This window comes from Pseudomonas sp. FA117, assembly GCF_057370475.1.
In genome coordinates, this window is record NZ_CM170675.1 from 3,929,095 (window position 1) to 3,955,347 (window position 26,253).

23 protein-coding genes are annotated in these 26,253 nt (G+C 64.0%); 11 read left to right on the forward strand and 12 right to left on the reverse strand.

All coding sequences use genetic code 11. The annotated features are described in order from the left end of the window. Positions 1-439: 439 nt before the first annotated feature. Entirely contained in the window at positions 440-1,597 is a 1,158-nt protein-coding gene (locus AC1TXO_RS18200) for a hypothetical protein (protein WP_486403031.1), read from the reverse strand. A gap of 280 nt (positions 1,598-1,877) precedes the next feature. Further along, a complete protein-coding gene (locus tag AC1TXO_RS18205) occupies positions 1,878-2,585 on the reverse strand; it encodes an MlaA family lipoprotein (protein ID WP_486403032.1) in 708 nt (235 codons plus the stop codon). A gap of 199 nt (positions 2,586-2,784) precedes the next feature. Between AC1TXO_RS18205 and pcrP the strand changes: the two genes are divergently transcribed. Beyond that, a complete protein-coding gene (pcrP, locus tag AC1TXO_RS18210; RefSeq protein WP_486403033.1) occupies positions 2,785-3,348 on the forward strand; it encodes an HAD superfamily inactivated hydrolase PcrP in 564 nt (187 codons plus the stop codon). 123 nt (positions 3,349-3,471) lie between these two features. Continuing rightward, positions 3,472-3,735: a DUF4404 family protein gene (locus tag AC1TXO_RS18215; protein ID WP_063545619.1), complete on the forward strand. Its 264-nt coding sequence runs from the start codon at positions 3,472-3,474 to the stop codon at positions 3,733-3,735. A 50-nt stretch (positions 3,736-3,785) separates the two neighbouring features. Here AC1TXO_RS18215 and queF read toward each other — a convergent pair whose 3' ends face one another. Next, complete coding sequence (gene queF / locus AC1TXO_RS18220) at positions 3,786-4,616, reverse strand: NADPH-dependent 7-cyano-7-deazaguanine reductase QueF (RefSeq protein WP_486403034.1); 831 nt, start codon at positions 4,614-4,616, stop codon at positions 3,786-3,788. Between the two features lie 67 nt (positions 4,617-4,683). Further along, entirely contained in the window at positions 4,684-5,154 is a 471-nt protein-coding gene (locus AC1TXO_RS18225; RefSeq protein WP_486403035.1) for a cupredoxin domain-containing protein, read from the reverse strand. Positions 5,155-5,334: 180 nt separating this feature from the next. On the opposite strand from AC1TXO_RS18225, the gene AC1TXO_RS18230 reads away from it, so the two are divergent. Continuing rightward, positions 5,335-6,015: a heavy metal response regulator transcription factor gene (locus AC1TXO_RS18230; RefSeq protein WP_486403036.1), complete on the forward strand. Its 681-nt coding sequence runs from the start codon at positions 5,335-5,337 to the stop codon at positions 6,013-6,015. Then, entirely contained in the window at positions 6,015-7,349 is a 1,335-nt protein-coding gene (locus AC1TXO_RS18235) for a heavy metal sensor histidine kinase (RefSeq protein WP_486403037.1), read from the forward strand. The genes AC1TXO_RS18230 and AC1TXO_RS18235 overlap by 1 nt, the downstream gene beginning before the upstream one ends. A 36-nt stretch (positions 7,350-7,385) precedes the next feature. Here the strand turns inward: AC1TXO_RS18235 and AC1TXO_RS18240 are convergent, their stop codons facing one another. The 3 genes from AC1TXO_RS18240 to AC1TXO_RS18250 are packed head-to-tail and all read right to left on the reverse strand — an operon-like array spanning position 7,386 to position 10,629. Further along, positions 7,386-8,630 (reverse strand): lipoprotein-releasing ABC transporter permease subunit, encoded by a 1,245-nt coding sequence (locus AC1TXO_RS18240; RefSeq protein WP_486403038.1) that lies wholly within the window; start codon positions 8,628-8,630, stop codon positions 7,386-7,388. 57 nt (positions 8,631-8,687) lie between these two features. After that, a complete protein-coding gene (gene lolD, locus AC1TXO_RS18245; RefSeq protein WP_486403039.1) occupies positions 8,688-9,371 on the reverse strand; it encodes a lipoprotein-releasing ABC transporter ATP-binding protein LolD in 684 nt (227 codons plus the stop codon). A 7-nt stretch (positions 9,372-9,378) separates the two neighbouring features. Then, positions 9,379-10,629 carry a lipoprotein-releasing ABC transporter permease subunit gene (locus AC1TXO_RS18250; RefSeq protein WP_486403040.1) on the reverse strand — a complete coding sequence of 417 codons (1,251 nt, stop codon included), beginning with the start codon at positions 10,627-10,629 and terminating at the stop codon, positions 9,379-9,381. 93 nt (positions 10,630-10,722) lie between these two features. Here AC1TXO_RS18250 and AC1TXO_RS18255 point away from each other — a divergent pair, with 93 nt between their 5' ends. Next, on the forward strand, positions 10,723-11,307 hold the full coding sequence (locus tag AC1TXO_RS18255) for a PilZ domain-containing protein (protein WP_486403041.1): 585 nt from the start codon (positions 10,723-10,725) through the stop codon (positions 11,305-11,307). A gap of 31 nt (positions 11,308-11,338) precedes the next feature. Next, entirely contained in the window at positions 11,339-12,055 is a 717-nt protein-coding gene (locus AC1TXO_RS18260) for a glycerophosphodiester phosphodiesterase (protein ID WP_486403042.1), read from the forward strand. Between the two features lie 48 nt (positions 12,056-12,103). Here the strand turns inward: AC1TXO_RS18260 and sthA are convergent, their stop codons facing one another. Together sthA and AC1TXO_RS18270 are read right to left on the reverse strand one after the other, a co-directional pair. Next, positions 12,104-13,498 carry a Si-specific NAD(P)(+) transhydrogenase gene (gene sthA / locus AC1TXO_RS18265; protein WP_486403043.1) on the reverse strand — a complete coding sequence of 465 codons (1,395 nt, stop codon included), beginning with the start codon at positions 13,496-13,498 and terminating at the stop codon, positions 12,104-12,106. Between the two features lie 369 nt (positions 13,499-13,867). Next, the gene (locus AC1TXO_RS18270; RefSeq protein ID WP_486403044.1) at positions 13,868-15,331 is read right to left on the reverse strand and encodes a glyceraldehyde-3-phosphate dehydrogenase; all 1,464 of its coding nucleotides are present in this window, start codon (positions 15,329-15,331) and stop codon (positions 13,868-13,870) included. A 167-nt stretch (positions 15,332-15,498) separates the two neighbouring features. Here AC1TXO_RS18270 and mfd point away from each other — a divergent pair, with 167 nt between their 5' ends. From mfd to AC1TXO_RS18285, 3 genes are read left to right on the forward strand one after another with little or no spacing between them, the layout of a single operon-like run. Further along, entirely contained in the window at positions 15,499-18,948 is a 3,450-nt protein-coding gene (gene mfd / locus AC1TXO_RS18275; protein WP_486403045.1) for a transcription-repair coupling factor, read from the forward strand. Positions 18,949-18,957: 9 nt separating this feature from the next. Next, positions 18,958-19,533 (forward strand): CsiV family protein, encoded by a 576-nt coding sequence (locus AC1TXO_RS18280; RefSeq protein ID WP_486403046.1) that lies wholly within the window; start codon positions 18,958-18,960, stop codon positions 19,531-19,533. 4 nt (positions 19,534-19,537) lie between these two features. Beyond that, positions 19,538-22,846, forward strand: coding sequence for a DEAD/DEAH box helicase (locus AC1TXO_RS18285; protein WP_486403047.1), 3,309 nt, complete (start codon positions 19,538-19,540; stop codon positions 22,844-22,846). 82 nt (positions 22,847-22,928) lie between these two features. Here the strand turns inward: AC1TXO_RS18285 and nagZ are convergent, their stop codons facing one another. Genes nagZ through AC1TXO_RS18300 form a run of 3 tightly spaced genes read right to left on the reverse strand, consistent with a single transcriptional unit; the run spans position 22,929 to position 24,896 of the window. Next, the gene (nagZ, locus tag AC1TXO_RS18290; protein WP_486406861.1) at positions 22,929-23,927 is read right to left on the reverse strand and encodes a beta-N-acetylhexosaminidase; all 999 of its coding nucleotides are present in this window, start codon (positions 23,925-23,927) and stop codon (positions 22,929-22,931) included. A gap of 30 nt (positions 23,928-23,957) precedes the next feature. Next, positions 23,958-24,143 carry a hypothetical protein gene (locus tag AC1TXO_RS18295; RefSeq protein WP_486403048.1) on the reverse strand — a complete coding sequence of 62 codons (186 nt, stop codon included), beginning with the start codon at positions 24,141-24,143 and terminating at the stop codon, positions 23,958-23,960. Between the two features lie 39 nt (positions 24,144-24,182). Beyond that, entirely contained in the window at positions 24,183-24,896 is a 714-nt protein-coding gene (locus AC1TXO_RS18300) for a TetR/AcrR family transcriptional regulator (protein ID WP_486403049.1), read from the reverse strand. A gap of 241 nt (positions 24,897-25,137) precedes the next feature. On the opposite strand from AC1TXO_RS18300, the gene lexA reads away from it, so the two are divergent. Together lexA and sulA are read left to right on the forward strand one after the other, a co-directional pair. Then, complete coding sequence (lexA, locus tag AC1TXO_RS18305; protein ID WP_486403050.1) at positions 25,138-25,746, forward strand: transcriptional repressor LexA; 609 nt, start codon at positions 25,138-25,140, stop codon at positions 25,744-25,746. 13 nt (positions 25,747-25,759) lie between these two features. After that, on the forward strand, positions 25,760-26,239 hold the full coding sequence (gene sulA, locus AC1TXO_RS18310; RefSeq protein ID WP_486403051.1) for an SOS-induced cell division inhibitor SulA: 480 nt from the start codon (positions 25,760-25,762) through the stop codon (positions 26,237-26,239). The last annotated feature ends 14 nt before the right edge of the window (positions 26,240-26,253 follow it).

Genomic DNA, 26,253 nt, shown 5'->3' on the forward strand with positions numbered 1-26,253 from the left:
GGCGAACGGCGCCGATTGGTTGGCGTAGCGGGCATCGGCAAGGGCGACGGACGGCTACTGGAATACTCTTTGACCATTGCTCTTTGAGGTGTAGGACAGGAAAACCCGTCCGGCAAATCACAGTGGTGCCCTGTAAGGCGCAGACGGTACTCCCATCCGCGGGGCGTTTCAAGCATACGAGGGTCGAGTGAGGTGCTCTGTGCAGGACAAAGCACCGGGGGTTATAAAAACGCCGGCCAGTACAATCAATTGACATGAACCTGGCCGCTGGCGGATGCAGCCGACGCAGGGACAAGCCCGCCCATCTCCATACAACCGTACAGGCCCACATATGTGATCCATGCTACACCCGAAGGTATCTGGTACTGCGCTGAGGCCCGGTCCGCGGCTTGGCATGAAGCCGTCCAGCGAACTACGCCTACCCCGGATGACATGCCAATCAACGCCTGAACCAATACACAGAGTCGCTGACTGCAACGAACAAATCATTAGACCCGGGGAAACGGCTTGGCACTGCAACAATTGCGCTCCAACCGCCTCTGTGCTCCAACTCATATCTTCCGCCGTCGTAAAACCCTGTATCAAGTTGCCCTTTCTCATCAACCTGATGCACCCAACCCGGCAAAGAGGTATGCGACGGTCTGTAAACCGAGGTGTGAACAATTCTGTAATCGTCTCCCACCCCGTGTGAAATGGGATTCCACCATTGCGATTCTGTATCTGAATAATCCGCAGGATCCCTGATAGACCCGAAATCTGGATCATCTTGCCCATTGGCTTTCAAACCCCTAACCCATACGATGCCTGCGGTCGTGACCACATACTTTATGCTTTCCGAGTCATCCACAAAAACGTGCAACTCCCCGTCACCAAGAACCTTCTTGACGCTCCCCCCACTCCCGAACGCTACATCCAGGTCACCGTGACGGTTCAACTGCCGACAGTGCAAAGATCTGCCCTCCTTTTCACGACCATCGAAGCAGATCAGGAGATGGCCGTTTTTTCGCACAGTGACATGTCTGATGATTGAAGAGGCGCCCTCTGGCATTTGGATCTCTACCAAGCCGTTCTGGCCAAAATCGGTATCGATCTTCCCATCTCGCGTAATACAGAGTACAGAAATACGATAGGGCTGCCGGATTGATAGCACGACATAGAGCTTGTGCAACTCTTTATCATATGCAGGATGGACATAAAATAGGTCATTGATTTCGTAAGAAAACGTACCACCCTGCCCGAAACCTTCATCTTTTTTGCCGGTATGTATGGAATACCGACTCACACTCAAACCGCGAAATTGCTCAGTTGAAACACTGCCTCGAACAAGAAGAAAATTCTCCTCTTGATCGACAATACTGATTCGCCCATGTTGCGACACAGGCAGTTCCAATAGACCGTCGCCGCCAAATTCATGCGCAGGCTCGGCGGCTGAATCATACTTGTGCAGAAACGCTCGCCCCTCCTCGGGTTTCTGCCCTGTAAGCACCAGCAGACCACCATCCGACGTAGCTTGAAGTTCAAAAATCGATTTGCCTGCCGGTCCACCACGAAGTTTTATGTGGGATACCTGACTCTTTTCAGATTTTGTTTCGCTCATATCGTTTCCCTCGACATTATCAGCGGACCGAAACAGACACCCTGTGTCCGTCTGGCGATATAAGCACGCACCTCGGCCCAGCGCTACTGGCAAAAATAACAGGTGCAGCGGTGATACTGCCGAGCTCGATCAACGTCTTGCACACAGCCGTTGGGTTCGGAGGAAGGAGAAAACCTTACCTGTGCTCGCCCTGCCTAATCGAGGGTGCGCACTCATGCAAAAAGCACAAAAAACCCCGCACAAGGCGGGGCTCTACGCGATGAACGGATGGATGGGCCGATCAGAAGTCGTCTTCGACTTCCCCGTCCTTGACCTTGAACTCGCGGTTCTGCAGGTAGGCGTTGCGGATGAAGATGTACTTGTCGCCCTGCATCAGCTTCTCCGCCGACAGCAGGCTGGCGCGGGTGTCGATCACGTCCAGGGCGAAGATCGAGTTGCGGGTCGGTACATGATCGATATAGCGGTAGGGTTCGGTGAACGAGTCCGGGTACTTGGACAGGCCGTCACGCACGGTGCTCGGCCCGAGCAGCGGGATGACCACGTATGGCCCGCTGGGCACGCCCCAGTAGCCGAGGGTCTGGCCGAAGTCTTCATCGCTGCGCTGCAGGCCCATGCGGGTACCCACGTCGAAGAAGCCGCCCAGGCCGAAGGTGGTGTTGACGATCAGGCGCGCCGTGTCGATACCGGCGGCACGTGGCTTGAGCTGCAGGACGTTGTTGACCAGGTTGCCGACATCGCCGACGTTGCGGAAGATGTTGTGGATACCGTCTTCGAGAAACTGCGGGGTGACCGCCTGATAGCCCTGGGCCAGCGGCTTGAGGGCGTAGGTGTCAATGGTGTCGTTGAACCTGAAGATCGGTCGGTTGACCACTTCCCAGGGATCTTGCTCGGTGGCCGCCTGGGTGGCTGCCACGGGCGCCAGCAGCAGGCTGGCACAGACACAGGCCTGGGTGATTCGCTCGATCACACCGGCACCGATCCTCTGCATAGGTGTTTCTCCATCGGATTTCTCGGTGGCAGACGCCAACAGGCGCTGCACAGTAGTGCGCCAGTATAATGACTATCTGGCTGACAGGCAGCATTACACACCCATATTCAACATTTTGTGAACAACCCGTTCATCTTTGATTTGTCATCCAGTCGTCACAAACAGTCCTTAGCCTGAAATGTATTTCAGGGACGTTGCCATGTACCCAGCCCCCGCCCCCACTGCCGTGCTGTTCGGACTGCGCGGCTGCTTGGTCCAGACCATGAACGACAACCTGTCGCCCGCCCCAGGAGCGCTGGACACCCTCGAGCGCCTGCGCCAGCAGGATATTCCCTGCATCTGGATGGACGATCCGGGCAGCAGCCAGGGCAAGCACCTGGCCAGCGTGCTGCCACACTGGCTTCCCGGGCAGACGGCCAACGGCTCGCCCTGGCCGTCACCGAACGCCTGCTGGCATGCGCTGATGTCGCTGAACAGCGATCGTCTCGACGGTTGCGTACTGGTCAGCGGCGAGCCCCGCCTGCTGCAATCGGGGCTCAACGCCGGGCTGTGGACCGTGGGACTCGCCGCCTGCAGCCCGTCGTGCGACCTGACGTCCAGACAATGGCAGGCCATGAGCGTGCAGGAGCAGGAGATCACTCGCGCCAAGGCAACGCTGGAACTGTTCGGCCTGGGCGTACATTCGGTGATCGACCACCTCGAAGCGCTCGATACCTGCCTCGCCGACATTGCCCAGCGCCGACGCAAGGGTGAAAAACCCTGACACATCGTCGTTGATGCCGGTCATGCAAAGCACCGGCAAGTGGATTACGCTTGCAGTCAGGCCAGAACCTTTACCGCTTCGCCGAGGTCCATGGCTTGCCAAGTCATTGATGGAGAACAACCAATGCCCGCCCGCGAATTGCAAGAGCGCCTGAACAGCCTGCGCGAGCAACTGGATCGAAACGTACCGCTGTCAGAAGAGGAACTGGCCAGCCTGCACGAGGAGGCGCGGCAGATCGAAGCACAGCTCAAGCTCGAGGAAGCCACCCCGGACAACAACCTGGTCGATGGCGTCAACCTGGCCATCGAACGCTTCGAAGCCGACCACCCGGACCTCACGGCAACACTGCGCAGCATCGCCAACTCGCTGCACAGCATGGGGATCTAGTACACCGGGACCTACCCGCAGGGCCGCAAGGCGGCCCCGCCGCTCAACAGCTACTGGCGAACCAGCCGCTGGTTCACCGGGCTGATCACCCCATTACTGCGGTAAGGGTTGATATCCAGCCCGCCACGGCGCACATAGCGCGCATACACGGTCAGGTGCTCCGGCTCCAGCAAGCGCAGCAAATCCAGATAGATACGCTCCACGCACTGCTCATGGAAGTCGGCATGCTGGCGGAAGCTCACCAGGTAGGTCAGCAGGCTGGCGTGATCCAGTGCCCTGCCCTTGTACTCGACCACCACGCTGCCCCAGTCCGGCTGGCCGGTGACCGGGCAGTTGGACTTGAGCAGGTGGCTGTGCAGGGTTTCCTCGACAATGCGCTCGGGGTTGCAGCGCAGCAGCTCAGGCTGGGGCTGCTCGTAGTTGCTGATGCTCACGTCCAGCGCATCGATGCACAGCCCCGGCAAGGCTTCAACACCCTGCTGCTGGACTTCGGCCAGCGTACGTACCTGGACCTTGACCGGCTTGCCTGCGGCAGCGGACAGGTCCATTTCCAGACATGCCTGCAGCTCGGCGTTCGAGGCGAAGACGGTCTGGTTCAGCGAATTGAGGTAGAGCTTGAACGACTTGGATTCGATGATGTTCGGCGAATCGGCCGGGATGGCGAACTCACCGATGGCCACCACCGGCTTGCCCGACGGCAGCAGCCACGACAGTTCGAAGCAGTTCCAGTAGTCCACGCCCTGCCATGGCAGGGTCTGGGCCGTCACGCCCAGCTCGGCCCATTTGGCCGTGCGCGGGATGGGGAACAGCAGCGACGGGGTGTAGGTGGCGATGTATTCGCTGGACTTGCCCAGCGGGGAATGTTCGGCGGCGGGATGCATGTATCTGACCTGAAAGCTCGGGAATGGCGTCATTCTACCGGTTTTGCACCCCGCCTTGGAGCCGATGTCACTCGATGGTCAATTGACCGACCATGCCAGCCTGGTAATGGCCGGGCACATTGCAGGCGAACTCGATGGGCGCCGACTTGCGGAACGTCCAGGTCAGCTCGGCGCGCTGGCCGGGCTGGACCAGTACGGTGTTGGCCTGATCGTGTCCGTGGCTGCCATGCCCCATCTGGCTGTGATCCATGCCGGCCATGGCTGCCATTTCCTTCTGGTGCTCGGCGTGCATCGCCTTGTCGCCAAGGTTGAACTCGTGGGCCAGCTGGCCTTCGTTGATCAACACGAAGCGCACGGTTTCGCCAGCCTTGACCTCAAGGCTCGCGGGCTCGAAGGCGATATCCTTGAGCCGCACTTCGACGGTACGGGTGGCCTTGGCGGCAGCGGCGGGCTCGCCGAAGGCGAAGGTCCTGGCGCCGTCGGCGAAAGCTGGCAGGCTGGCCATGGCCAGGGTGGCGGCGAAGAACAGGTGTTTCATGACGACTCCGTGTGCGCGTACAAGAATGCCGTGACTCTAGGCCCAGGTGACTGGCGATTACCTGACAGGCAGATTACAAACCTGTCAGCTTGGGCGCACTGACGCGGCGTCACGTATCATCCGAATCCATACGCAAGCATGACGCGCGTCGTGTGTTCACCTCCCGACCCTGGACAGTGCATGAAACTGCTGATCGTCGAAGACCAGGCCCGCACCGGCCAATACCTCTGCCAGGGCCTGAGCGAAGCCGGCTTTGCCACGGAACTGGCCGGCGACGGCGAGACCGGCCAGTTCCTCGCCCTCACCGGCGACTACGACCTGCTGATCCTCGATGTCATGCTGCCCGGCCGTGACGGCTGGCAGATCCTCAAGGCCGTGCGCAGCCAGGGTCTGGATACGCCGGTGCTGTTCCTGACGGCCCGCGACGCGGTCGAAGACCGGGTCCATGGCCTGGAACTGGGCGCCGACGACTACCTGGTCAAGCCCTTCGCCTTCTCCGAGCTGCTGGCACGGGTGCGCAGCCTGCTGCGCCGCGGCGCCAGCCCGACCCAGGACACCAGCCTGGCCCTGGCCGACCTGCGCCTGGACCTGATTCGTCGCCGTGCCGAACGCGGCGGCAATCGCATCGACCTCACCGCCAAGGAGTTCGCCCTGCTCGAACTGCTGCTGCGCCGCCAGGGTGAAGTGCTGCCCAAATCGCTGATCGCCTCGCAGGTGTGGGACATGAACTTCGACAGCGACACCAACGTCATCGAAGTGGCGATCCGTCGCCTGCGCCTGAAGATCGACGACCCGCATGCCAACAAGCTGATCCATACCGTGCGTGGCATGGGCTACGTGCTCGAGGAGCGCCACGACTGATGCCACGACTGTCCCTGGGTGGGCGCCTGGCCCTGCTGTTCGCGGCCTGCACCGCCGTCGTCTCGCTGACCGCCGGCTGGTTGTTCAGCCAGGCCAGCGCCAGCCACTTCATCGAGCTCGACCAGCAACTGCTCGGTGCCCGCCTTGCGCAACTGCAGGAGCAGTTGGCCACGGTCGACTCCGCAGCCAACCTGGCCCCTCACCTGCCCCTGCTGCGCAGCGCGCTCAGCCACCAGTCCGAACTGGCCCTGCGCATCCGCGGCAATGATGGAACCCTGTGGTTCGACAGCCGCGCCGGCCTTCCGGACGAGCCTCGGCAACCCGGCCTGGCCACCCTGCACAGCGAGGGCATCGACTATCGCAGCCTGTGCCAGGCGCTGGGCAATGCACAGATCACCTTGTTCATGGACATCACCCACCATCAGCACTTCCTGCAGCGCATGCAGCAGCTGATCTGGCTCACCGTCGGCCTGTCGGCGTTGAGCACCGCGCTGCTCGGTGCCTGGGCTGCCCGCCGCGGCTTGCGGCCCTTGCGCCAGATGGGCGCGGTGGCGGCCAGCGTCAACGCCCGCTCACTGACGATACGATTGCCGGTGGCAGCGTTGCCCGAGGAACTTGCCGAACTCGGCGAAACCGTCAATGCCATGCTGCAGCGCCTGGAGGATGCCTTCCAGCGCCTGTCGACCTTTTCCGCCGACATCGCCCATGAACTGCGTACACCACTGTCGAACCTGCTGACCCACACCCAGGTCACCCTCACCCGCCCGCGCAGCCTGGAGGAATACCGCGAAGCCCTGCACGGCAATCTCGAGGAACTGCAGTGGATGGCGCAGATGGTCAAGGACATGCTGTACCTGGCCAAGGCCGATCACGGCCTGCTGATTCCCGGCCGCCAGCCCCTGGACCTGGCGGCCGAGACCGACGCGTTGCTGGAGTACTACACGCCGCTGGCCGAAGAAGTCGGCATCCAGTTGCAGCGTCGCGGCGAAGCCCGGATCGAGGGTGACCGCCACATGCTGCGCCGGGCCCTGTCCAACCTGTTGGACAATGCGATGCGCTTCACACCTGCGGGGGGAATGATCGAGATAACGCTGTCGGCGGGGCCACGCATAGAAGTCGCCAATACCGGCCCGGCCATCGCCGAGCAGGCCCTGGGGCGCTTGTTCGACCGTTTCTATCGGGAAGATCCGGCCCGCCATGAAGGCAGCAGCGAACATGCAGGGCTGGGCCTGGCGATCACCCGCTCGATCGTCCAGGCCCATGGCGGGAGGATCCAGGCACGCTGCGAGGGCGGCTGGACCCGATTCGTCATAGAGCTGTCGGACAGCCCCTGAGCAAGTACGGCCACCTCGCCCAGGCGACCACGGACTTCACTCGTAGCGCAGCGCCATGGCCGGCTCGATCTGCGATGCCCGGTACGCCGGGTACAGCGTGGCGAGGAAGCTCATCACCAGGCCCGCCGTGCAGATGATCGCCACATCGCCCCACTGCAACTGCGACGGCAGGCTGCTGATGAAGTACATGTCGGAGGTGAAGATGTGCTGCCCGCTGGTACGCTCCAGCCATCCGACGATGGCGCTGACGTTGAGCGCGCCGATCACCCCCAGCACGCCACCGATCAAGGTGCCGACGATACCGATCAGGCTGCCCTGGACCATGAAGGTGCCCATGATCTGCGCCGGCGTGGCGCCGATGGTGCGCAGGATGGCGATGTCCGAACCTTTGTCGTTCACCACCATCACCAGGGTAGCGATGATGTTGAAGGCCGCCACTGCGATGATCATCAGCAACAGCAGGCCGATCATGGTCTTTTCCATCTTCATCGCACTGAACAGGCTGCCCTGGGTATGCGACCAGTCATCGGCACGGTAGGCATCGCCCAGGCCAGAGGCAATCGCCTTGGACACCTGCGGCGCGGCGTACAGGTCGTGCAGCTTGAGGCGCACGCCCTGCACCTGGCCCGGCGCCCAGCGCTGCATCTCGCCGGCATCGGCCATGTGGATATAGGCCTGCGAGCCGTCGAGCTCGGCACCGACCTTGAAGATCCCGACCACGGTCAGGCGCTGCATGCGCGGGGTGATCCCGCCCGGAGCACTGCTCACCTCCGGCACGATCAGCGTGACCTTGTCGCCGGTGTTCAGGCGAAAGCGTCGCGCGGTCAGCTCGCCCAGCACCACACCATAGTCACCGGGCTGCAGGGCCTGCAACGCCCCCTGGACGATGTGCTGGCCGACGATCGAGACCTTGCCCTCCTGCGCCGGGTCGATGCCGCTGACCTGGATCGGCTGCATCGCCCCCTTGTACGAGAGCATACCTTCCATTTCGGTGACCGGCGCCGCGGCGATCACCGCCGGGTTCTTCAGCGCGGCCTCGGCCACACGCTGCCAGTCGTCCAGCGGCTGCACGCCGAGGATGCTGGCATGGGGCACCAGGCCCAGCACGCGCGAGCTCATCTCGCGCTGGAAGCCGTTCATCACCGAGAGCACCACGATCATCGCCAGCACACCCAGGGAGAGGCCGATCATCGAAGTCATCGAGATGAACGAGATGAAGTGGTTGCGGCGCTTGGCACGGGTGTAACGAGCACCGATGAACAAGGGCAAGGGTCTGAACATGTACGCGAACACCCAGTTGAACAGAGGATCGGGGCTGCGCGGGCAGCCCCGTTGCTATCAGATCGAGACCAGACGGCCGTCTTCCAGGCTCAGCACACGGTCCATCTGGCGGGCCAGGTTGAGGTCGTGGGTCACCACCAGGAACGCGGTGCGCGAGGCCGTCGACAACTCGTGCATCAGCTCCTGGATGCCCTGGGCGGTGTGATGGTCGAGGTTGCCGGTGGGCTCGTCGAGCATCACCAGGCCGGGCTGGTTGACCAGGGCACGGGCAATGGCAACGCGCTGGCGCTCACCGCCGGACAGTTCGGCCGGCTTGTGATTCAGGCGATGGCTGAGCCCGACGCGCTTGAGCAGCGTCTCGGCGCGCTGGCGTGCTTCCGGGATCGGTGTACGACCGATCAGCAGCGGCATGCAGACGTTTTCCAGCGCGGTGAACTCCGCCAGCAGGTGGTGGAACTGGTAGACGAAGCCCAGGGCGCGGTTGCGCAGCAGGCCGCGGTCGCGCTCGCCCAGCGCCGACAGCTCCTCTCCGGCCAGCCAGACACTGCCCTGGGTGGGGGTGTCGAGGCCGCCCAGCAGGTTGAGCAGCGTGCTCTTGCCCGAGCCGGAGCTGCCGACGATAGCCACCCGCTCGCCCGGATGCAGTTCCAGGCTCAGCCCGGACAGCACCTGCACCGACTCCGGGCCTTCGTCGTAGGACTTGCCCAGGTTGCGGCAACTCAGAACGGCTTTATCACTCATGCGCGACTCACTCATAACGTAGCGCCTCTGCAGGCTGGGTGCGCGCTGCGCGCCAGGCCGGGTACAGGGTGGCGAGGAAACTCAGGACCAGCGCCGCACCACAGACCATCCACACGTCCTGGGCGATGATCTGCGACGGCAGGTAATCGATGAAGTACACATCGGCGTTGAGGAACTTGTGCCCGATCAGGGTCTCGATCCCGGCGATCGCCGCGCTGACGTTGAGCGCGGCGATGATCCCGACCACCGCGCCGATCAGCGTGCCGACCACGCCGATCACCGTGCCCTGGACCATGAAGATCGCCATGATCTGCCGCGGGGTCGCGCCGAGCGTGCGCAGGATGGCGATGTCGCCGCGCTTGTCGTTGACCACCATCACCAGCGTGGAAATGATGTTGAACGCCGCCACGGCGACGATCAGCAGCAGGAGCAGGCCGATGATCGACTTCTCCATGCGGATCGCCTGGTACAGGTTGCCCTGGGTGCGGGTCCAGTCGCGGGCGTAGTACTGGTGCTCGCCCAACTGCTGGACGATGCTCCAGGCCTCGCGCGGCGCCTTGAACAGGTCGTCGAACTTCAGGCGCAGGCCCTGCACCTGGTCGGCCTTCCAGCGATGCAGGCGCGACAGGTCGGAGAGGTTGGTCAGGCCGAGGTAGCCGTCGATCTCGCCGGCACCGACGTGGAAGGTGCCGACCACGGTGAAGCGCTTCATGCGCGGGAACATCCCGGCAGGGGTGATGCTCACCTCGGGGGCGACGAAGGTGACCTTGTCACCGACCTTCACGCCCAGCTTGTCGGCGGCCTTGTCGCCGATCAGGATGCCCCACTCGCCGGGAGCCAACTGGTCGAGGCTGCCCTCGCGCAGGAAGTTGTCGATGATCGACACCTCGCGCTCGCGGTCCGGCTCGATGCCGTTGAGCAGCATCTTCTGCACCTTGCCGTCATGGGTCAGCAACCCCTGCATCTGGGTGAAGGGCGCGACCGCCTGCACGTGCGGATTCTGCTTTACTTGTTGGGCAAGGGCCTGCCAGTCAGCGATGGGCTGGTCGCCCTCGATGGTGGCGTGAGGGACCATGCCCAGCACGCGGGTGCGCATCTCGTGATCGAAGCCGTTCATCACCGACAGCACCACGATCATCACCACCACGCCCAGGGCGAGGCCGATCATCGAGGTCAGGGAAATGAACGAGACGAAGTGGTTGCGTCGCTTGGCACGGGTGTAGCGCGTACCGATGAATACGAAGAGAGGTCTGAACATGTCGGGGCTTGTTCGGATGAAAGGGAACGTCCTGGTGGCGAGGCGCCTACGGCGGCTTTACACTCGGACCACCGCCGCAACCATGGGTTCGCCATGACGACATTAGACGAAGAAGATCGCCGGGAATACTACCGCATCGAAGACAGGATCGCACTGGAAATCAGCCCCTTGAGCGCGGCCGAAGCCCTTGAGACAGAACTGTTGCAGGATGATTCGCCGCTGTTCAACCTGCTCAGCGAGCTGCACCTGTCGGACTTCGAATCCCAGCACCTGCTGCGCCAGCTCAGCGACAAGGACCGCACCCTGGCCGCCTTCCTGCGCGCCCAGAACAAGCGCCTCGACCTGCTCAGCGCGGTGGTCGCCCATACCCTGATCGGCGAGATCGGCCAACCGCAGCGGGTGATCATTTCCGAAGGCGGCGTCGAGTTCGCCCAGGCCCGGCAGATCGCACCCGGCACCCGCGTCAGGGTCAAGATGGTGCTGATGCCACGTGCCCACGGCTTGTTGCTGCGCGGCAAGGTCACCCATTGCGACCCGCGACCCGATGGCGACTTCGAGGTCGGCACCGAATTCATCGACATGACCGATGCCCAGCGTCAACTGCTGGCGCGCTATATCCTGCAGCGCCAGCAGCAGCAACGGCGCCAGCAGCTCGAACACGACGACCCGGCATCCTGAGCCTTTTCTCCTTAGACCTGAAGGAACGAACGTGACCCTGATCTACGGCCATCGCGGCGCCAAGGGCGAAGCACCCGAGAACACCCTGACCAGCTTCCGCCAGTGCCTGTCGCACGGCGTCGACCGCTGCGAGCTGGACCTGCACCTGTCGGCCGACAACGAGCTGATGGTGATCCACGACCCGACCCTCAAACGCACCACCGGCCGACGCGGCAAGGTGGTCGAGCATTCGGCTGCAGACCTGGTCACCTACGACGCACGCAAGGGCGGCCCGGGCCATGTGCAGCCCTGCCCCATCCCACGGCTCGAGGAACTGTTCGAAAAATGCGCCTTCGCGCACTGGCAACTGGAGGTCAAGAGCGCCTCGCGCACCCGCGCCGCCAGCACCGTGCTGGCGATTCGCGAGTTGGCCCAGCAATACGGCCTGCTCGACAAGGTGACCATCACCTCGAGCTCGCGGGAAGTACTGGGGGCGGCGCAGGAACTGGTACCGGACATCGCCCGCGGGCTGGTCGCCGAGTACGCCTGGCTCGATCCGCTCAAGGTCGCGCAGAACTATGGCTGCGCCATGCTTGCCCTGAACTGGACGCTGTGCACGCCAGAGCGCCTGATCAAGGCGCAGAAGCAGGGTTTGCATGTGTCGGTGTGGACGGTCAACGAGCCGGCACTGATGCGCCGACTCGCCGACTTTGGCGTGGACAGCCTGATTACAGACTTTCCCGGTTTGGCCAAGACCACCCTCGGGTAGGGCTGAAATCGGTCTCCCCGACCGGCTCAGGCCACCGGCCGGAGCCGCTCAAAAAAGCCGGTTCAGGCCGTCGTAGGCAGCTACCCGATAGGCTTCGGCCATGGTCGGGTAGTTGAACGTGGTGTTGACGAAGTACTTCAGATTGTTCAGCTCGCCCGGCTGGTTCATGATCGCCTGGCCGATGTGGACGATCTCCGAGGCCTGGTAGCCGAAGCAGTGCACGCCGAGGATTTCCAGGGTTTCGCGGTGGAACAGGATCTTCAGCATGCCCTGCGGCTCGCCGGCGATCTGCGCGCGCGCCATGCTCTTGAAGAAGGCCTTGCCCACTTCGTACGGCACCTTGGCCTGGGTCAGTTCCTGCTCGTTCTTGCCGATCGAGCTGATCTCGGGAATGGTGTAGATGCCGGTCGGCACGTCGTTGACGAAGCGCCAGCTACCGTTGTCGACGATGCTGCCGGCCGCCGAGCGGCCCTGGTCATGGGCGGCGCTGGCCAGGCTCGGCCAGCCGATCACGTCACCGGCGCCATAGATGTTCGGCACGCTGCTGCGGTAGTTCTCGTCGACCTCGATCTGGCCGCGGCTGTTGACCTTGATGCCGATGTTCTCAAGACCCAGCTTGTCGGTGTTGCCGGTACGGCCGTTACACCACAGCAAGGCGTCGGCCTTGATCTTCTTGCCCGATTTCAGGTGCAGGATCACACCGTTGTCCAGGCCCTCGACACGCTCGTACTCCTCGTTGTGGCGTACGGTGATGTTGTTGTTGCTGAAGTGGTAGCTCAGCGCCTGGGAGATTTCCGAATCCAGGAAGCTCAGCAACTGGCCGCGGTTGTCGACCAGTTCGACCAGCACGCCCAGGCCGCTGAAGATCGAGGCGTATTCACAGCCGATCACCCCGGCGCCGTAGACGATCAGCTTGCGCGGCGTGTGGCTCAGGCTGAGGATGGTGTCGCTGTCGTAGACGCGCGGGTGATGGAAGTCGATGTCGGCCGGGCGATACGGGCGCGAGCCGGTGGCGATGATGATGTGCTTGGCGTTGAGTTTCTCGACCACGCCGTTGGAGCACACCACCTCGACGGTCTGTTCGTCGGCGAAGCTGCCGGTGCCGACGAACACGTCGACGCGGTTGCGCGCGTAGTAGCCGGTGCGCGAGGCGACCTGCTTGGAAATTACTTTCTCGGCGCTCTTGAGCACGTCGGGGAAGGAGAACCAGCGTGGCTCGCCGATGGCACGGAACATCGGGTTGGTGTTGAACTGCATGATCTGCCGCACCGAGTGACGCAGTGCCTTGGACGGAATGGTGCCCAGGTGGGTGCAGTTGCCGCCGACCTGGCGACGGCTGTCGACCATCGCGACCTTGCGCCCCGCTTTGGCGGCGTTCATTGCCGCGCCTTCTCCGGCCGGGCCGGAACCCAGCACCACTACGTCGTAGTTGTAGACAGCCATGCGTACTCCTTCAGAACTGGCCCGCCGGCCGGCTGGCCGCGGGGCTCATCATGTCACCGGGGCGCCATGAAAAATTTCGGGTGCAGTCTAATCAAGCGTGAACGCGGCGCACATTAACCCTTGGTCGCGTCGTAGGCCATCTTTGCCTGCACTACATGTCATTTCGCCGATTCCGTGGCGGCGATCATCCGTGTCCTGGCTTTCCCCTGCCTTTCAGCCAAGGGCACAGGCGTCGGACATTGTCCTTGAATTGGGCGCTGTCGTCATCCGGGCTCGGGGGGCACTGTCGAGGGGCAACAGGCCATGCAAAACCCGGACAAAAAAACGGGAACCCAAGGGTTCCCGTTCTTCCATTGCCTTACCTGCCTGTCAGCGAGGGAATGCTGGCGGGTTCACACCGACCATCTCTTCCATCACGCGAACGACCTGGCAGCTGTAACCGAATTCGTTGTCGTACCAGACGTACAGGACAACGCGGTTATCGTTGCAGATGGTCGCCTCGGCATCGACCACACCAGCGTGGCGCGAGCCTACGAAGTCGGTCGAAACCACTTCCTGGGAGCTGACGTAATCGATCTGCTTGTGCAGTTCCGAGTGCATGGCGGTCTGGCGCAGGTACTCGTTGAGTTCCTCGCGGTTGGTGGCCTTTTCCAGGTTCAGGTTGAGGATGGCCATCGACACGTTTGGTGTCGGTACACGAATGGCGTTGCCGGTCAGCTTGCCCTTGAGCACTGGCAGTGCCTTGGCAGCGGCGGTGGCGGCGCCGGTTTCGGTGATGACCATGTTCAGCGGCGCGGCACGGCCGCGACGGCTGCCCTTGTGGAAGTTGTCGATCAGGTTCTGGTCGTTGGTGAACGAGTGAACGGTTTCGACGTGGCCGTTGACGATGCCGTACTGGTCGTTGATGGCCTTGAGCACCGGCACGATGGCGTTGGTGGTGCAGGAAGCCGCGGAGATGATCTTGTCATCGGCGGCGATGTCGCCATGGTTGATGCCGTGCACGATGTTCTTCAGCGCGCCCTTGCCCGGTGCGGTGAGGATCACGCGGGCAGCGCCCGGGCAGGCCAGGTGCTGGCCCAGGCCGTCGGCATCACGCCATACACCGGTGTTGTCGACGATCAGCGCGTTGTCGATGCCGTACTGGGTGTAGTCGACTTCGCTCGGGCTCTTGGCGTAGATGACCTGGATCAGGTTGCCGTTGGCGGTGATGGTGTTGTTGGCTTCATCGATGGTGATGGTGCCGTCGAACGGACCGTGCACCGAGTCGCGACGCAGCAGGCTGGCACGCTTGACCAGGTCGTTCTCGGCACCCTTGCGCACGACGATAGCGCGCAGGCGCAGGCCGTCGCCACCACCGGTCTTTTCGATCAAAATGCGCGCCAGCAGGCGGCCGATGCGGCCGAAGCCGTACAGGACGACATCGGTGCCCTTGCGCGCCGAGGCGTTCTGCTGGCCCACCACGTCGGCCAGCTCTTCGCGGACGAACTGCTCGGCAGTGCGGCCATTGCCTTCATGCTTGAACTTGTTGGCCAGCTTGCCCAGGTCGACCGAGGCGGCGCCCAGTTTCAGCTCGCTCATCGCCTTGAGCAGGGGGAATGTCTCGTGTACGGACAGTTCGGTCTCGTCGGTCTGACGATGACGTGCAAAGCGGTGGGCTTTGAGGATCGAGATAACCGAACGGTTGATCAGGCTGCGGCCATAGATCGAGCTCACCACGTTGTTGTTGCGGTAGAGCTGACCGATAAGCGGGATCATCGCTTCAGCCAGGGCTTCACGATCGATCCACTCACCAAGACACTGGTCGGGCTTCTGAGTCACGGGAACCTTCCACATGTAGGGACAGAAAAAAGGGGCTACATTATGACGCCCCGGCGCGTATCGGGCAATGAGCGCCTGTCGTCGCCGCCAAAGCCGGCCGCCATGGCCTTTGGAGCCTGACAGCGGGCGGCGGCGCCGGTACACTTGACCTCTTTGCCGCAACGCTTGGAGTCGGATCTTCCGTGTCAGTTCTGCGCCTACCGCAACTGTCGGCCACGGCCGGCAAACAAACCTGGGGCAACCTGCCCGGTGCCGCCCTCAGTCTCGCCATCGCCGAGGCCGCCAGCAGTGCCGGGCGCTTCACCCTGCTGCTGACCGCCGACAGCCAGGCGGCCGACCGCTTGGAGCAGGAGCTGCGCTTCTTCGCGCCCGAGCTGCCGGTGCTGCCCTTCCCCGACTGGGAAACCCTGCCCTACGACCTGTTCTCGCCGCACCAGGACATCATCTCGCAGCGCATCGCCAGCCTCTACCGGCTGCCGGAGCTGGACCACGGCATCCTCGTCGTGCCCATCACCACCGCCCTGCACCGCCTGGCGCCGACGCGCTTCCTGCTGGGCAGCAGCCTGGTGCTGGACGTGGGCCAGAAGGTCGATGTCGAGCAGATGCGCACGCGCCTGGAAGCCAGCGGCTACCGCTGCGTCGACACGGTCTACGAGCATGGCGAGTTCGCCGTGCGCGGGGCACTGATCGACCTGTTCCCCATGGGCAGCAAGGCGCCGTACCGCATCGACCTGTTCGACGACGAGATCGAGACGCTGCGCACCTTCGACCCGGAAACCCAGCGCTCGATCGACAAAGTCGAGTCGATCCGCCTGCTGCCGGCGCGCGAATTCCCGATGCACAAGGACGAAGTGACGCGTTTCAAGGCACGCTTTCGCGAACGCTTCGACGTCGATTTCCGCCGCAGCGCGATCTTCCAGGACCTGACCAGCGGCATCATCCCGGCCGGTATCGAGTACTACCTGCCGCTGTTCTTCGAAGAGACCGCCACCCTGTTCGACTACCTGCCGGCAGACACCCAGGTGTTCTCCCTGCCCGGCGTCGAGCAGGCCGCCGAGCACTTCTGGAACGATGTGCGCGGGCGCTACGAGGAGCGCCGCGGCGACCTCAGCCGCCCGCTGCTGCCGCCTGCCGAGCTGTTCATGCCGGTCGAGGACTGCTTCGCCCGGCTCAAGCAGTGGCCACGGGTGGTGGTCAGCGCCGATGAGCTCGAGCCCGGCGCAGGCCGTGAGCGCTTCCCGGCCCGCGCCCTGCCCAACCTGGCCATCGAGGCCAAGGCCAACCAGCCGCTGGCCGAGCTGTCGAACTTCCTCGACCAGTTCCCCGGGCGCGTGCTGTTCACCGCAGAATCGGCGGGCCGGCGCGAAGTGCTGCTGGAGCTGCTCGAACGCCTGAAGCTGCGCCCGCACACCGTCGATGGCTGGGCCGACTTCATCACCGGCAGCGAGCGCCTGGCGATCACCATTGCCCCGCTCGACGACGGCCTGCTGCTGGACGACCCGAGCCTGGCGCTGGTGGCCGAGAGCCCGTTGTTCGGCCAGCGCGTGATGCAGCGCCGACGCCGCGACAAGCGCGGCGAAGCGGCCAACGACGCGGTGATCAAGAACCTCACCGAGCTGCGCGAAGGCGCCCCGGTGGTGCACATCGACCACGGTGTCGGCCGCTACCTGGGGCTGGCGACCCTGGAAATCGAGGACCAGGCCGCCGAGTTCCTCACCCTGGAATACGCCGAGGGTGCCAAGCTCTATGTGCCGGTGGCCAACCTGCACCTGATCGCCCGCTACACCGGCAGCGACGACGCCCTGGCGCCGCTGCACCGGCTCGGCTCCGAAGCCTGGCAGAAGGCCAAGCGCAAGGCGGCCGAGCAGGTGCGCGACGTGGCCGCCGAACTGCTCGACATCTATGCCCGCCGCGCTGCACGCAAGGGCTATGCCTTCGCCGACCCGGCCGCCGACTACGCCACCTTCAGCGCTGGCTTCCCGTTCGAGGAAACACCCGACCAGCAGGCCGCCATCGAAGCCGTGCGCCTGGACATGCTCGCGGCCAAGCCCATGGACCGCCTGGTATGCGGCGACGTCGGCTTCGGCAAGACCGAAGTGGCCATGCGCGCCGCCTTCATCGCCGTGCACAGCGGCCGCCAGGTGGCGGTGCTGGTGCCCACCACGCTGCTCGCCCAGCAGCACTACAACAGCTTCCGCGACCGCTTCGCCGACTGGCCGGTGACCGTCGAGGTGATGAGCCGCTTCAAGTCCGCCAAGGAGGTGGCCGCTGCCGCAGCCGACCTGGCCGAAGGCAAGATCGACATCCTCATCGGCACCCACAAGCTGCTGCAGGACGATGTACGCTTCAAGGACCTGGGCCTGGCGATCATCGACGAAGAACACCGTTTCGGCGTGCGCCAGAAAGAACAGCTCAAGGCCCTGCGCAGCGAGGTGGACATCCTCACCCTCACCGCCACGCCGATCCCGCGCACCCTGAACATGGCAGTGGCCGGCATGCGCGATCTGTCGATCATCGCCACCCCGCCGGCGCGCCGCCTGTCGGTGCGCACCTTCGTCATGGAGCAGAACAAGAGCACGGTCAAGGAAGCGCTGCTGCGTGAGCTGCTGCGCGGCGGGCAGGTCTACTACCTGCACAACGACGTGAAGACCATCGAGAAGTGCGCCGCCGACCTCACCGAACTGGTGCCCGAAGCGCGCATCGGCATCGGCCACGGGCAGATGCGCGAGCGCGAACTCGAACAGGTGATGAGCGACTTCTACCACAAGCGCTTCAACGTGCTGATCGCCTCGACCATCATCGAGACCGGGATCGACGTGCCCAGCGCCAACACCATCGTCATCGAGCGTGCCGACAAGTTCGGCCTGGCCCAGCTGCACCAGTTGCGCGGCCGGGTCGGGCGCAGCCACCACCAGGCCTACGCCTACCTGCTCACCCCGCCCCGCCAGCAGATCAGCGGCGACGCCGAAAAGCGCCTGGAGGCGATCGCCAATACCCAGGACCTGGGGGCAGGCTTCGTGCTGGCCACCAACGACCTGGAAATCCGTGGCGCCGGCGAACTGCTCGGCGAAGGCCAGAGCGGGCAGATCCAGGCGGTGGGCTTCACCCTCTACATGGAAATGCTCGAGCGCGCGGTCAAGGCGATCCGCAAGGGCACCCAGCCCAACCTCGAACAACCCCTGGGCGGTGGCCCGGAGATCAACCTGCGCCTGCCGGCGCTGATCCCCGAAGACTACCTGCCGGACGTCCACGCGCGCCTGATCCTGTACAAGCGCATCGCCTCGGCCGCCGACGAGGAAGGGCTCAAGGACCTGCAGGTGGAGATGATCGACCGCTTCGGCCTGCTGCCCGAGCCGACCAAGAACCTCATGCGCCTGACCCTGCTCAAGCTGCAGGCCGAGAAACTCGGGATCAAGAAGGTCGATGCCGGCCCCAACGGCGGCAAGCTGGAGTTCGAGGCCGAAACCCCGGTCGACCCACTGACCCTGATCAAGCTGATCCAGGGCCAGCCCAAACGCTACAAGTTCGAAGGCGCGACCCAGTTCCGCTTCCTGGTGCCGATGGAACGCCCGGAAGAACGCTTCAACACCCTCGAGGCGCTGTTCGAGCGCCTGGCCCCACAGTCAAACTAAGGAAGCTCCATGCGTGCCATTCGTTGCCTGACCTTGCTGCTGACGCTGATCGCGCCGGCGATGGCCTTCGCCGAAGGCCCCTATCAGGTGGAAATGATCCTGTTGCGGCAGAACGCCGTACCAGCCGTGACCAGCCCGTTCGCCCCCGAGAACTGGAGCGCCGGCGCCCCGCGCCTGGCCAGCGAGGCCGAGCGCCCGCTGGCGCTGGTCGACGAGGCCACCCGCCTGCAGGCCACCGGCGACTACAGCGTGCTGCTGCACAAGGCCTGGCAGCAACAGGTTGGCAGCGAACCGAGCCGCATTGCCGTAGGCGCCGGCGACGAACAGTTCGGCCACTTTCCCATCGAAGGCAACCTGAGCATCGCCGAGGGGCGCTTCACCCGCATCGAGGCCAATTTCTGGGTCAATGACCTGGATGGCAACGGCAGCGTGCTGCGCAGCGAGCAGTTCAAGCAGAGCAACAGCAATGTGAAGAACGGCCAGCTGACCTTCCTCGACGGCGGGCACCTGGCGCTGTTGATCAAGGTCGCGCCGGCCGGGATGCGCAAGCTGCCGACGCTGGATCCGGAAATGATGGAGCAGTGACCCCGTGAACGATTTGCACAGGCAGGTGGCGGAAAATCCGGGCTGGAAGCGCGAGTTCGACAGCGGCGCCCTGCAGCGCGGCGAACGTTATGCCGAGCAGGGCCGGGTGGAGATCATTTCCTGTGACCATAACCGCATCGAAGCGACCTGCAGCGGCAGCGGCAACAGCCAGTACCGCCAGAGCATCGGCATTTCCCTCACTGCCTCGGGAAAAATGCTGGTGCGCGGCCATTGCAGCTGTCCGGTAGGCGAGAACTGCAAACACTGCGCCGCCGCCCTCTACACCCTGGCCGACAGCTACAGGCTCGAACCTGCAAGCAGCGATCATCTGCCCCACCACCTGCAGCACTGGTTGCAAGGCCTGGAGCAACCGCCCGCTGCCCGCCAACCGGGCGAAGACAAGCGCGGCCGCATGGTCTGCTATGAACTCATGCTGCGCGACGACCAGAGCTGCGGCCTGCGCGTACGCAAGGGCACACGCAGCGAAGAAGGCATACGCTACAGCCGGATACACTCACTGTACGAACTGCTCTACGAGCCACCGAAGTTCGTCACGGAAGAAGACCTGCGCATCCTGCGCCAGTTGTCTGCGCAGAACGCCCCCTACGGCCAGGAGCGCGGCTATGTGCTCAAGGGCCAGGAAGGTGGCGAGCTGATGCAGAGGGTGCTGCAGACCGGGCGCCTGCTGTGCCTCGAAGAATTGCCGCTGTTGCACCAGGGCCCGGAGCGTCAGGCGGAGTTTCGCTGGGTGCGCCTGGACAGCGGCGAATACCGAGGCATGTGGTACAGCGGCGATACCCCGCTACTTCGCGTGCTGCCGCTGATACCGCTGTTTTATTTCGACGTCACGACCGGTGAGGTCGGCACCATCGCCCACACCCTCGACCCGCACACCGCCATCCAGCTCTCGATTGCACCTGATGTACCGGAACACCTGATCGTGCCACTGAGCCACAAGCTCAACGCCCTGAACCACCAGCTGCCAACCCCGACCACGGTCAGCCAGCAACTGCTCGAGGATATCGAACCGATCCCGCACCTCACCCTCGGCAGCGTCGAGTTCAGCGCCTACATGCCCAAGACCGGACGCATGCAACGCCAGATGCAGCATCGCGCCGCATTGTCGTTCGACTACGACGGCTTGCGCGCCAGCGGCACCGACGACAAGCCCTTGAGCCGCCTGGTGGGCAGTACCAGCGAGCGCATTCGCCGTCAGTCCCAGCACGAAAAGCGCTTGCGCGACACCCTGCGCAAACTCGGCTTCAAGGCCGCCACCCGCCAGAGCAAGGCCCTGCCCGACAGCGCTGGCGAAATGTTCCAGCTGCCCGACGACGAAACCTGGCTGCGTTTTGCCCGCGAAGAGCTGCTGCATCTGCGCGAGGCAGGCTGGAAGGTGGATATCCACCGCGACTTCGCCTTCAACCTTCACGAGGTGCAGGACTGGTACGCCAATATCGAAGAGGCGCCCGGCCACGAATGGTTCGACCTGGAACTGGGCATCGTGGTCGACGGCCAGCGCCACAGCCTGTTGCCGATCGTGCTGCAACTGCTGCGCAGCAACCCGGAACTACTGCGCCCCAGCGAACTGGCGCGGCGCAGCGACGACGAGCACCTGCTGATCGATCTCAATCGCGGCCGCCTGGACAGCCCGGCCATGCGTGTTGCCCTGCCCTACGGACGCATCAAGGCGGTGATGGGCACCCTTGGCGAGCTGTACCTGCACGAAGACGCCGCCGGCCCGGCGCTGCGCATGGACCGCGCCGATGCGGCGCGCCTGAACGACATCGAGCACCTGCCCCTGCGCTGGGAAGGCGGCGAGCACCTGCGCGACCTCGGCCGGCGCCTGCGCAATGCCCGCGATCTGCAGGTCGAGCCGCCCAAGGGCCTGGCTGCGAGCCTGCGCCCCTATCAGCAGCAGGGCCTGAACTGGCTGCAGGCCATGCGCGAGATGGGCACCGGCGGCATCCTCGGCGACGACATGGGCCTGGGCAAGACCCTGCAGACCCTTGCCCACCTGTTGCTGGAGAAGGAAGCCGGACGCCTGACCTGCCCTGCCCTGGCGGTCATGCCGACCAGCCTCGTGCCCAACTGGCTGGACGAAGCCCAGCGCTTCGCCCCCGACCTGCGCGTGCTGGCCCTGCACGGCCCAAGCCGCAATCGGTTCTTCGCCGCACTGGACGACTATGACCTGGTGCTGACCACCTACGCCCTGCTACCGCGCGACCTCGAGCAATTGCAGAGCCAGCGCTGGCACGTGCTGGTGCTGGACGAAGCGCAGAACATCAAGAGCAGCACCAGCAAGGCCGCCCAGGCCGCGCGTGAGCTGCAGGCCGAGCAGCGCCTGTGCCTGACCGGCACGCCAATGGAAAACAACCTGGGCGAACTGTGGTCGATCTTCCATTTCCTGATGCCAGGCTGGCTGGGCGAGCAGAAGCGCTTCAACCAGGACTACCGCACCCCCATCGAGCGCCATGGCGACCACGAGCGCCTGGCGCACCTGGCCAGCCGGGTGCGTCCTTTCCTGCTGCGCCGCAGCAAGGAGCAGGTGGCTCGCGAGCTGCCGGCCAAGACCGAGATGGTGCATTGGGTCGACCTCAGCGACGCCCAGCGTGACACCTACGAAACCGTGCGTGTGGCGATGGACAAGAAGGTGCGCGACGAAATCGCCCGCAATGGCGCATCGCGCAGCCAGATCGTCATCCTCGATGCGCTGCTCAAGTTGCGCCAGGTGTGCTGTGACCTGCGCCTGGTCAAGGGTGTGGAGATCAAGGGCAACCAGGCCGACAAGGGCAAGCTGGGCAGCCTGATGCAGATGCTCGAGGAACTGCTCAGCGAAGGGCGTCGGGTGCTGCTGTTCTCGCAGTTCACCTCGATGCTTGCGCTGATCGAACAGGAGCTGGAGAAACGCGAAATCCGCTACAGCCTGCTGACCGGCGACACCCGCGACCGTCGGGCACCGGTCCAGCAATTCCAGAACGGCGACAGCGAAGTGTTCCTGATCAGCCTCAAGGCCGGCGGCACGGGACTGAACCTGACCGCAGCGGACACCGTGATCCACTACGACCCCTGGTGGAACCCGGCCAGCGAGAACCAGGCCACCGACCGCGCCTACCGCATCGGCCAGGACAAGCCGGTGTTCGTCTACAAGCTGATCACCCGCGGCACGGTGGAAGAGAAGATCCAGCAGTTGCAACAGGAGAAAGCGGCGCTGGCCGCCGGTCTGCTCGATGGTGGACAGGCCGGGCAATGGCGTCTGGGGGACGACGAGATCGAAGCGCTGTTCGCGCCGCTGCCGGGCAAGCGGGCGCGCTGAATACGGGTAGTCCCTACGCGCTACTGGTATTCAGTGAGCTAGTAGGCGCGGCGGTTCGGCGCGCCTACTTGTCCCGCGAAGGTCAATCCACCAACTGCGCGTCTTTCAACGCTCCGAGCGCCTCCAGCCAGCGCGGCTGCTCGCGGTAGTCGGTTCGCGCAAAGCCGCGTCCGCGCATGCCGGCAATACGCGGCGACGGCCGCACCTTCAGGCGCTGCGCCGCACTCAGTGCCAGCTCCGCCGCAGCCCGGTCGTTGCACACCAATCCCATGTCACAGCCGGCACTCAGCGCCGCCTCGATGCGATTGGCCGCATCGCCCACCACATGCGCACCCGCCATGGACAGGTCGTCACTGAAGATCACCCCGTCAAAGCCCAGTTCACCACGCAGGATGTCCTGCAGCCAGCGCCGCGAGAAACCGGCCGGCTGGTTGTCGACCTGCGGATAGATCACGTGCGCCGGCATCACCGCGGCCAATTGCCCGCTCAGACGGGTGAACGGCACCAGATCGGCCTGGCGCAGCTGTTCCAGGCTGCGCTCGTCGGTCGGGATCGCCACGTGCGAATCGGCCTCGGCCCAGCCATGCCCAGGGAAATGCTTGCCACAGGCCGCCATGCCGGCGGCATTCATGCCGCGGATGAAAGCACCGGCCAGTTGCGTGGCGCGTGCCGGATCACCTTCGAAGGCACGACTGCCGACCACCGCGCTGCGCTGGTGGTCGAGGTCCAGCACCGGGGCGAAGCTCAGGTCCAGGCCAACCGCCAGCACCTCGGTCGCCATCAGCCAGCCGCACTGCTCGGCCAGGTACTCGGCATTGTCGTTGTCGGCGATGGCACGCATCGCCGGCAGGCGCACGAACCCCTGGCGCAGGCGCTGGACCCGGCCACCTTCCTGGTCGACCGCCAGGATCAGGTCGCGGCGGATGGCACGGATCGAGGCGCACAGCTCGCGCACCTGGCGCGGGCTGGCGATGTTGCGGGCAAAGATGATCAGGCCGGCCACTTCGGGCTGGCGCAGGAGGTGACGGTCCTCGGCAGTCAGCCAGAGGCCGGCGATATCCACCATCAGGGAGCCTTGCAGGCTGGCAGTCATAGGGTGTCCTTCATTGAATCATTGAATATCCAGGGAGGCCCGTTGCGGGCGGGCAGGCTCGTCCGGGCGGTTCGCAGCCAGGCGGGCCGTGCAGGTGGATGTAGCGGCCCAGCAGACGACCAGGCGCACACGCAACGCCCCACGGGAAACCCCGTAGAGGCGCTGGTCGGCAAGGGAAATGTGCAGTGGATCGAGGTCGGGCATGGCCGCTAGCTTAGCCCAAGCGGCCTGCCCCGCCCAGTGTCAGGCCTTGACGGAGGCGCCGACGGGAGTGCTCTTGCTGCGCGGGCGCAGTTGCGCGGCGGCCATGGCCTCGTCGGTGACACCGGTATCGGCGCGCATGCCGGCGGCGAGGAAAGGTACCATCAGGCGCATGACCTGCTCAATCGAGGTATTGATACCGAAATCGGTCTCGGCGATGGCGCGCAGTGCCTTGATGCCCGACATGCTGAAAGCCGCAGCACCCAGCATGAAGTGGACGCGCCAGAACAGCTCGATCGGCGGAATGCGCGGGGCCGCTTCGTTGACCAGCAGCATGTAGCGGCGGAACACCTTGCCGTACATGTCTTCCAGGTAACGGCGCAGGTGGCCCTGGCTCTGGCTGAAGGCCAGGCCCAGCAGGCGCATGAAGATCGACAGGTCGTTGTTGCTGCGCGGCTGCACGGCCAGGGCCTGCTCCACCAGCATTTCCAGCAGCTCTTCCAGGCTTGGCTTGTGCTCCGGACGCGCCTGGCGCCGCTCGAGCTCGCGCTCGAGGCTGGCACAGAACGGGCCGAGGAAGCGTGAGAACACCGCCTGGATCAGCGCCTTCTTCGAACCGAAGTGGTAGTTCACCGCCGCCAGGTTGACCCCGGCCTTGCTGGTGATCAGACGCAACGAAGTTTCCGCGAAGCCTCTTTCCGCGAACAGCTGCTCTGCAGCATCGAGAATGCGTTCAACGGTTTCCGATTGGGCCATGACTTATCCGCCTGACAAACAGTTGTTTGAAACATACGTTTCAAGCACGCGGGTGTCAAGGTTCGGTGACCCGACGGTCGACTTTTTTAAAGTGCCTGGCCGCAAGCTGCAAGCCACACATGCCAAGGGCTGGATCCGAATGCCGGGTGGCTGCGGCGATTTTCTTCAAGCCAGGCGCTTGCAGTGGACCCTATACTGTATATAATTCCAGTCACTGTATAAAAAGACAGAGCCACTCGCCATGCTGAAACTCACGCCACGCCAAGCCGAGATCCTGGCCTTCATCAAACGTTGCCTCGAAGACAACGGTTTCCCGCCTACCCGCGCGGAAATTGCCCAGGAACTGGGCTTCAAGTCACCCAATGCTGCCGAGGAACACCTCAAGGCCCTGGCGCGCAAGGGCGCGATCGAGATGACTCCGGGCGCCTCCCGCGGCATCCGCATCCCCGGCGTCGAAACCAAGCCGGACGACAGCGGCCTGCCGATCATCGGCCGAGTGGCCGCCGGTGCCCCCATCCTCGCCGAACAGCACATCGAGGAATCCTGCAACATCAACCCGGCCTTCTTCCATCCTCGCGCCGACTACCTGTTGCGTGTCCACGGCATGAGCATGAGGGACATCGGCATCGTCGATGGCGACCTGCTCGCCGTCCACACCTGCCGTGAGGCCCGCAACGGCCAGATCGTGGTCGCCCGTATCGGTGACGAAGTGACCGTCAAGCGCTTCAAGCGTGAAGGCAGCAAGGTCTGGCTGATTGCCGAAAACCCCGAATTCGCCCCCATCGAAGTCGACCTGAAAGATCAGGAACTGGTGATCGAGGGCTTGAGCGTCGGCGTCATTCGCCGCTGATCCAGGAGGCGTCATGCAGCAGTCCGCCCATCTATCGCAGCCCGCACAATTGCCTTTGTTCGAAGCGTTCCTCGCACAACCCGTATTGCCGGGCCTGAAAACCCGCGAGCAACCGAGCAAGGCAACCTGCCAGCCCGAGTTGTTCAGCGAACTGTCCCTGCGCGGCGCACCGGGACATTGCCAGAGCCTGCTGGCGCCTATCCTCCGAGAACTGAGCGAAGAGGACGACGCACGCTGGCTGACGCTGATCGCACCACCGGCCAGCCTGACCCAGGCCTGGCTACGCGATGCAGGGCTAAACCGTGAGCGTATCCTGCTGCTGCAGCCCGGCACCAATCAGAGCGCCCTGCAACTGGCCTGCGAGGCACTGCGCCTGGGCCATAGCCACACCGTGGTCAGCTGGCTCGACAACGTCAACAGCAGCATCCGCCAGCAACTGGTTCGCGCTGCCAGCCGTGGAAACGCACAAAGCCTGAACATCCGCCTCGGCTGATGTCCAGGCTTTGC

Bases quoted from the DNA above. Each gene is read 5' to 3' on its own strand.
- AC1TXO_RS18235 (WP_486403037.1), top strand. From the start codon at position 6,015: ATGCCACGACTGTCCCTGGGTGGGCGCCTGGCCCTGCTGTTCGCGGCC.
- AC1TXO_RS18200 (WP_486403031.1), bottom strand. From the start codon at position 1,597: ATGAGCGAAACAAAATCTGAAAAGAGTCAGGTATCCCACATAAAACTT.
- AC1TXO_RS18250 (WP_486403040.1), bottom strand. From the start codon at position 10,629: ATGTTCAGACCTCTCTTCGTATTCATCGGTACGCGCTACACCCGTGCC.
- AC1TXO_RS18205 (WP_486403032.1), bottom strand. From the start codon at position 2,585: ATGCAGAGGATCGGTGCCGGTGTGATCGAGCGAATCACCCAGGCCTGT.
- AC1TXO_RS18240 (WP_486403038.1), bottom strand. From the start codon at position 8,630: ATGTTCAGACCCTTGCCCTTGTTCATCGGTGCTCGTTACACCCGTGCC.
- AC1TXO_RS18300 (WP_486403049.1), bottom strand. From the start codon at position 24,896: ATGGCCCAATCGGAAACCGTTGAACGCATTCTCGATGCTGCAGAGCAG.
- AC1TXO_RS18270 (WP_486403044.1), bottom strand. From the start codon at position 15,331: ATGTGGAAGGTTCCCGTGACTCAGAAGCCCGACCAGTGTCTTGGTGAG.
- AC1TXO_RS18215 (WP_063545619.1), top strand. From the start codon at position 3,472: ATGCCCGCCCGCGAATTGCAAGAGCGCCTGAACAGCCTGCGCGAGCAA.
- AC1TXO_RS18255 (WP_486403041.1), top strand. From the start codon at position 10,723: ATGACGACATTAGACGAAGAAGATCGCCGGGAATACTACCGCATCGAA.
- AC1TXO_RS18230 (WP_486403036.1), top strand. From the start codon at position 5,335: ATGAAACTGCTGATCGTCGAAGACCAGGCCCGCACCGGCCAATACCTC.
- sulA (WP_486403051.1), top strand. From the start codon at position 25,760: ATGCAGCAGTCCGCCCATCTATCGCAGCCCGCACAATTGCCTTTGTTC.
- AC1TXO_RS18225 (WP_486403035.1), bottom strand. From the start codon at position 5,154: ATGAAACACCTGTTCTTCGCCGCCACCCTGGCCATGGCCAGCCTGCCA.
- AC1TXO_RS18280 (WP_486403046.1), top strand. From the start codon at position 18,958: ATGCGTGCCATTCGTTGCCTGACCTTGCTGCTGACGCTGATCGCGCCG.
- sthA (WP_486403043.1), bottom strand. From the start codon at position 13,498: ATGGCTGTCTACAACTACGACGTAGTGGTGCTGGGTTCCGGCCCGGCC.
- AC1TXO_RS18295 (WP_486403048.1), bottom strand. From the start codon at position 24,143: ATGCCCGACCTCGATCCACTGCACATTTCCCTTGCCGACCAGCGCCTC.
- pcrP (WP_486403033.1), top strand. From the start codon at position 2,785: ATGTACCCAGCCCCCGCCCCCACTGCCGTGCTGTTCGGACTGCGCGGC.
- lolD (WP_486403039.1), bottom strand. From the start codon at position 9,371: ATGAGTGATAAAGCCGTTCTGAGTTGCCGCAACCTGGGCAAGTCCTAC.
- queF (WP_486403034.1), bottom strand. From the start codon at position 4,616: ATGCATCCCGCCGCCGAACATTCCCCGCTGGGCAAGTCCAGCGAATAC.
- lexA (WP_486403050.1), top strand. From the start codon at position 25,138: ATGCTGAAACTCACGCCACGCCAAGCCGAGATCCTGGCCTTCATCAAA.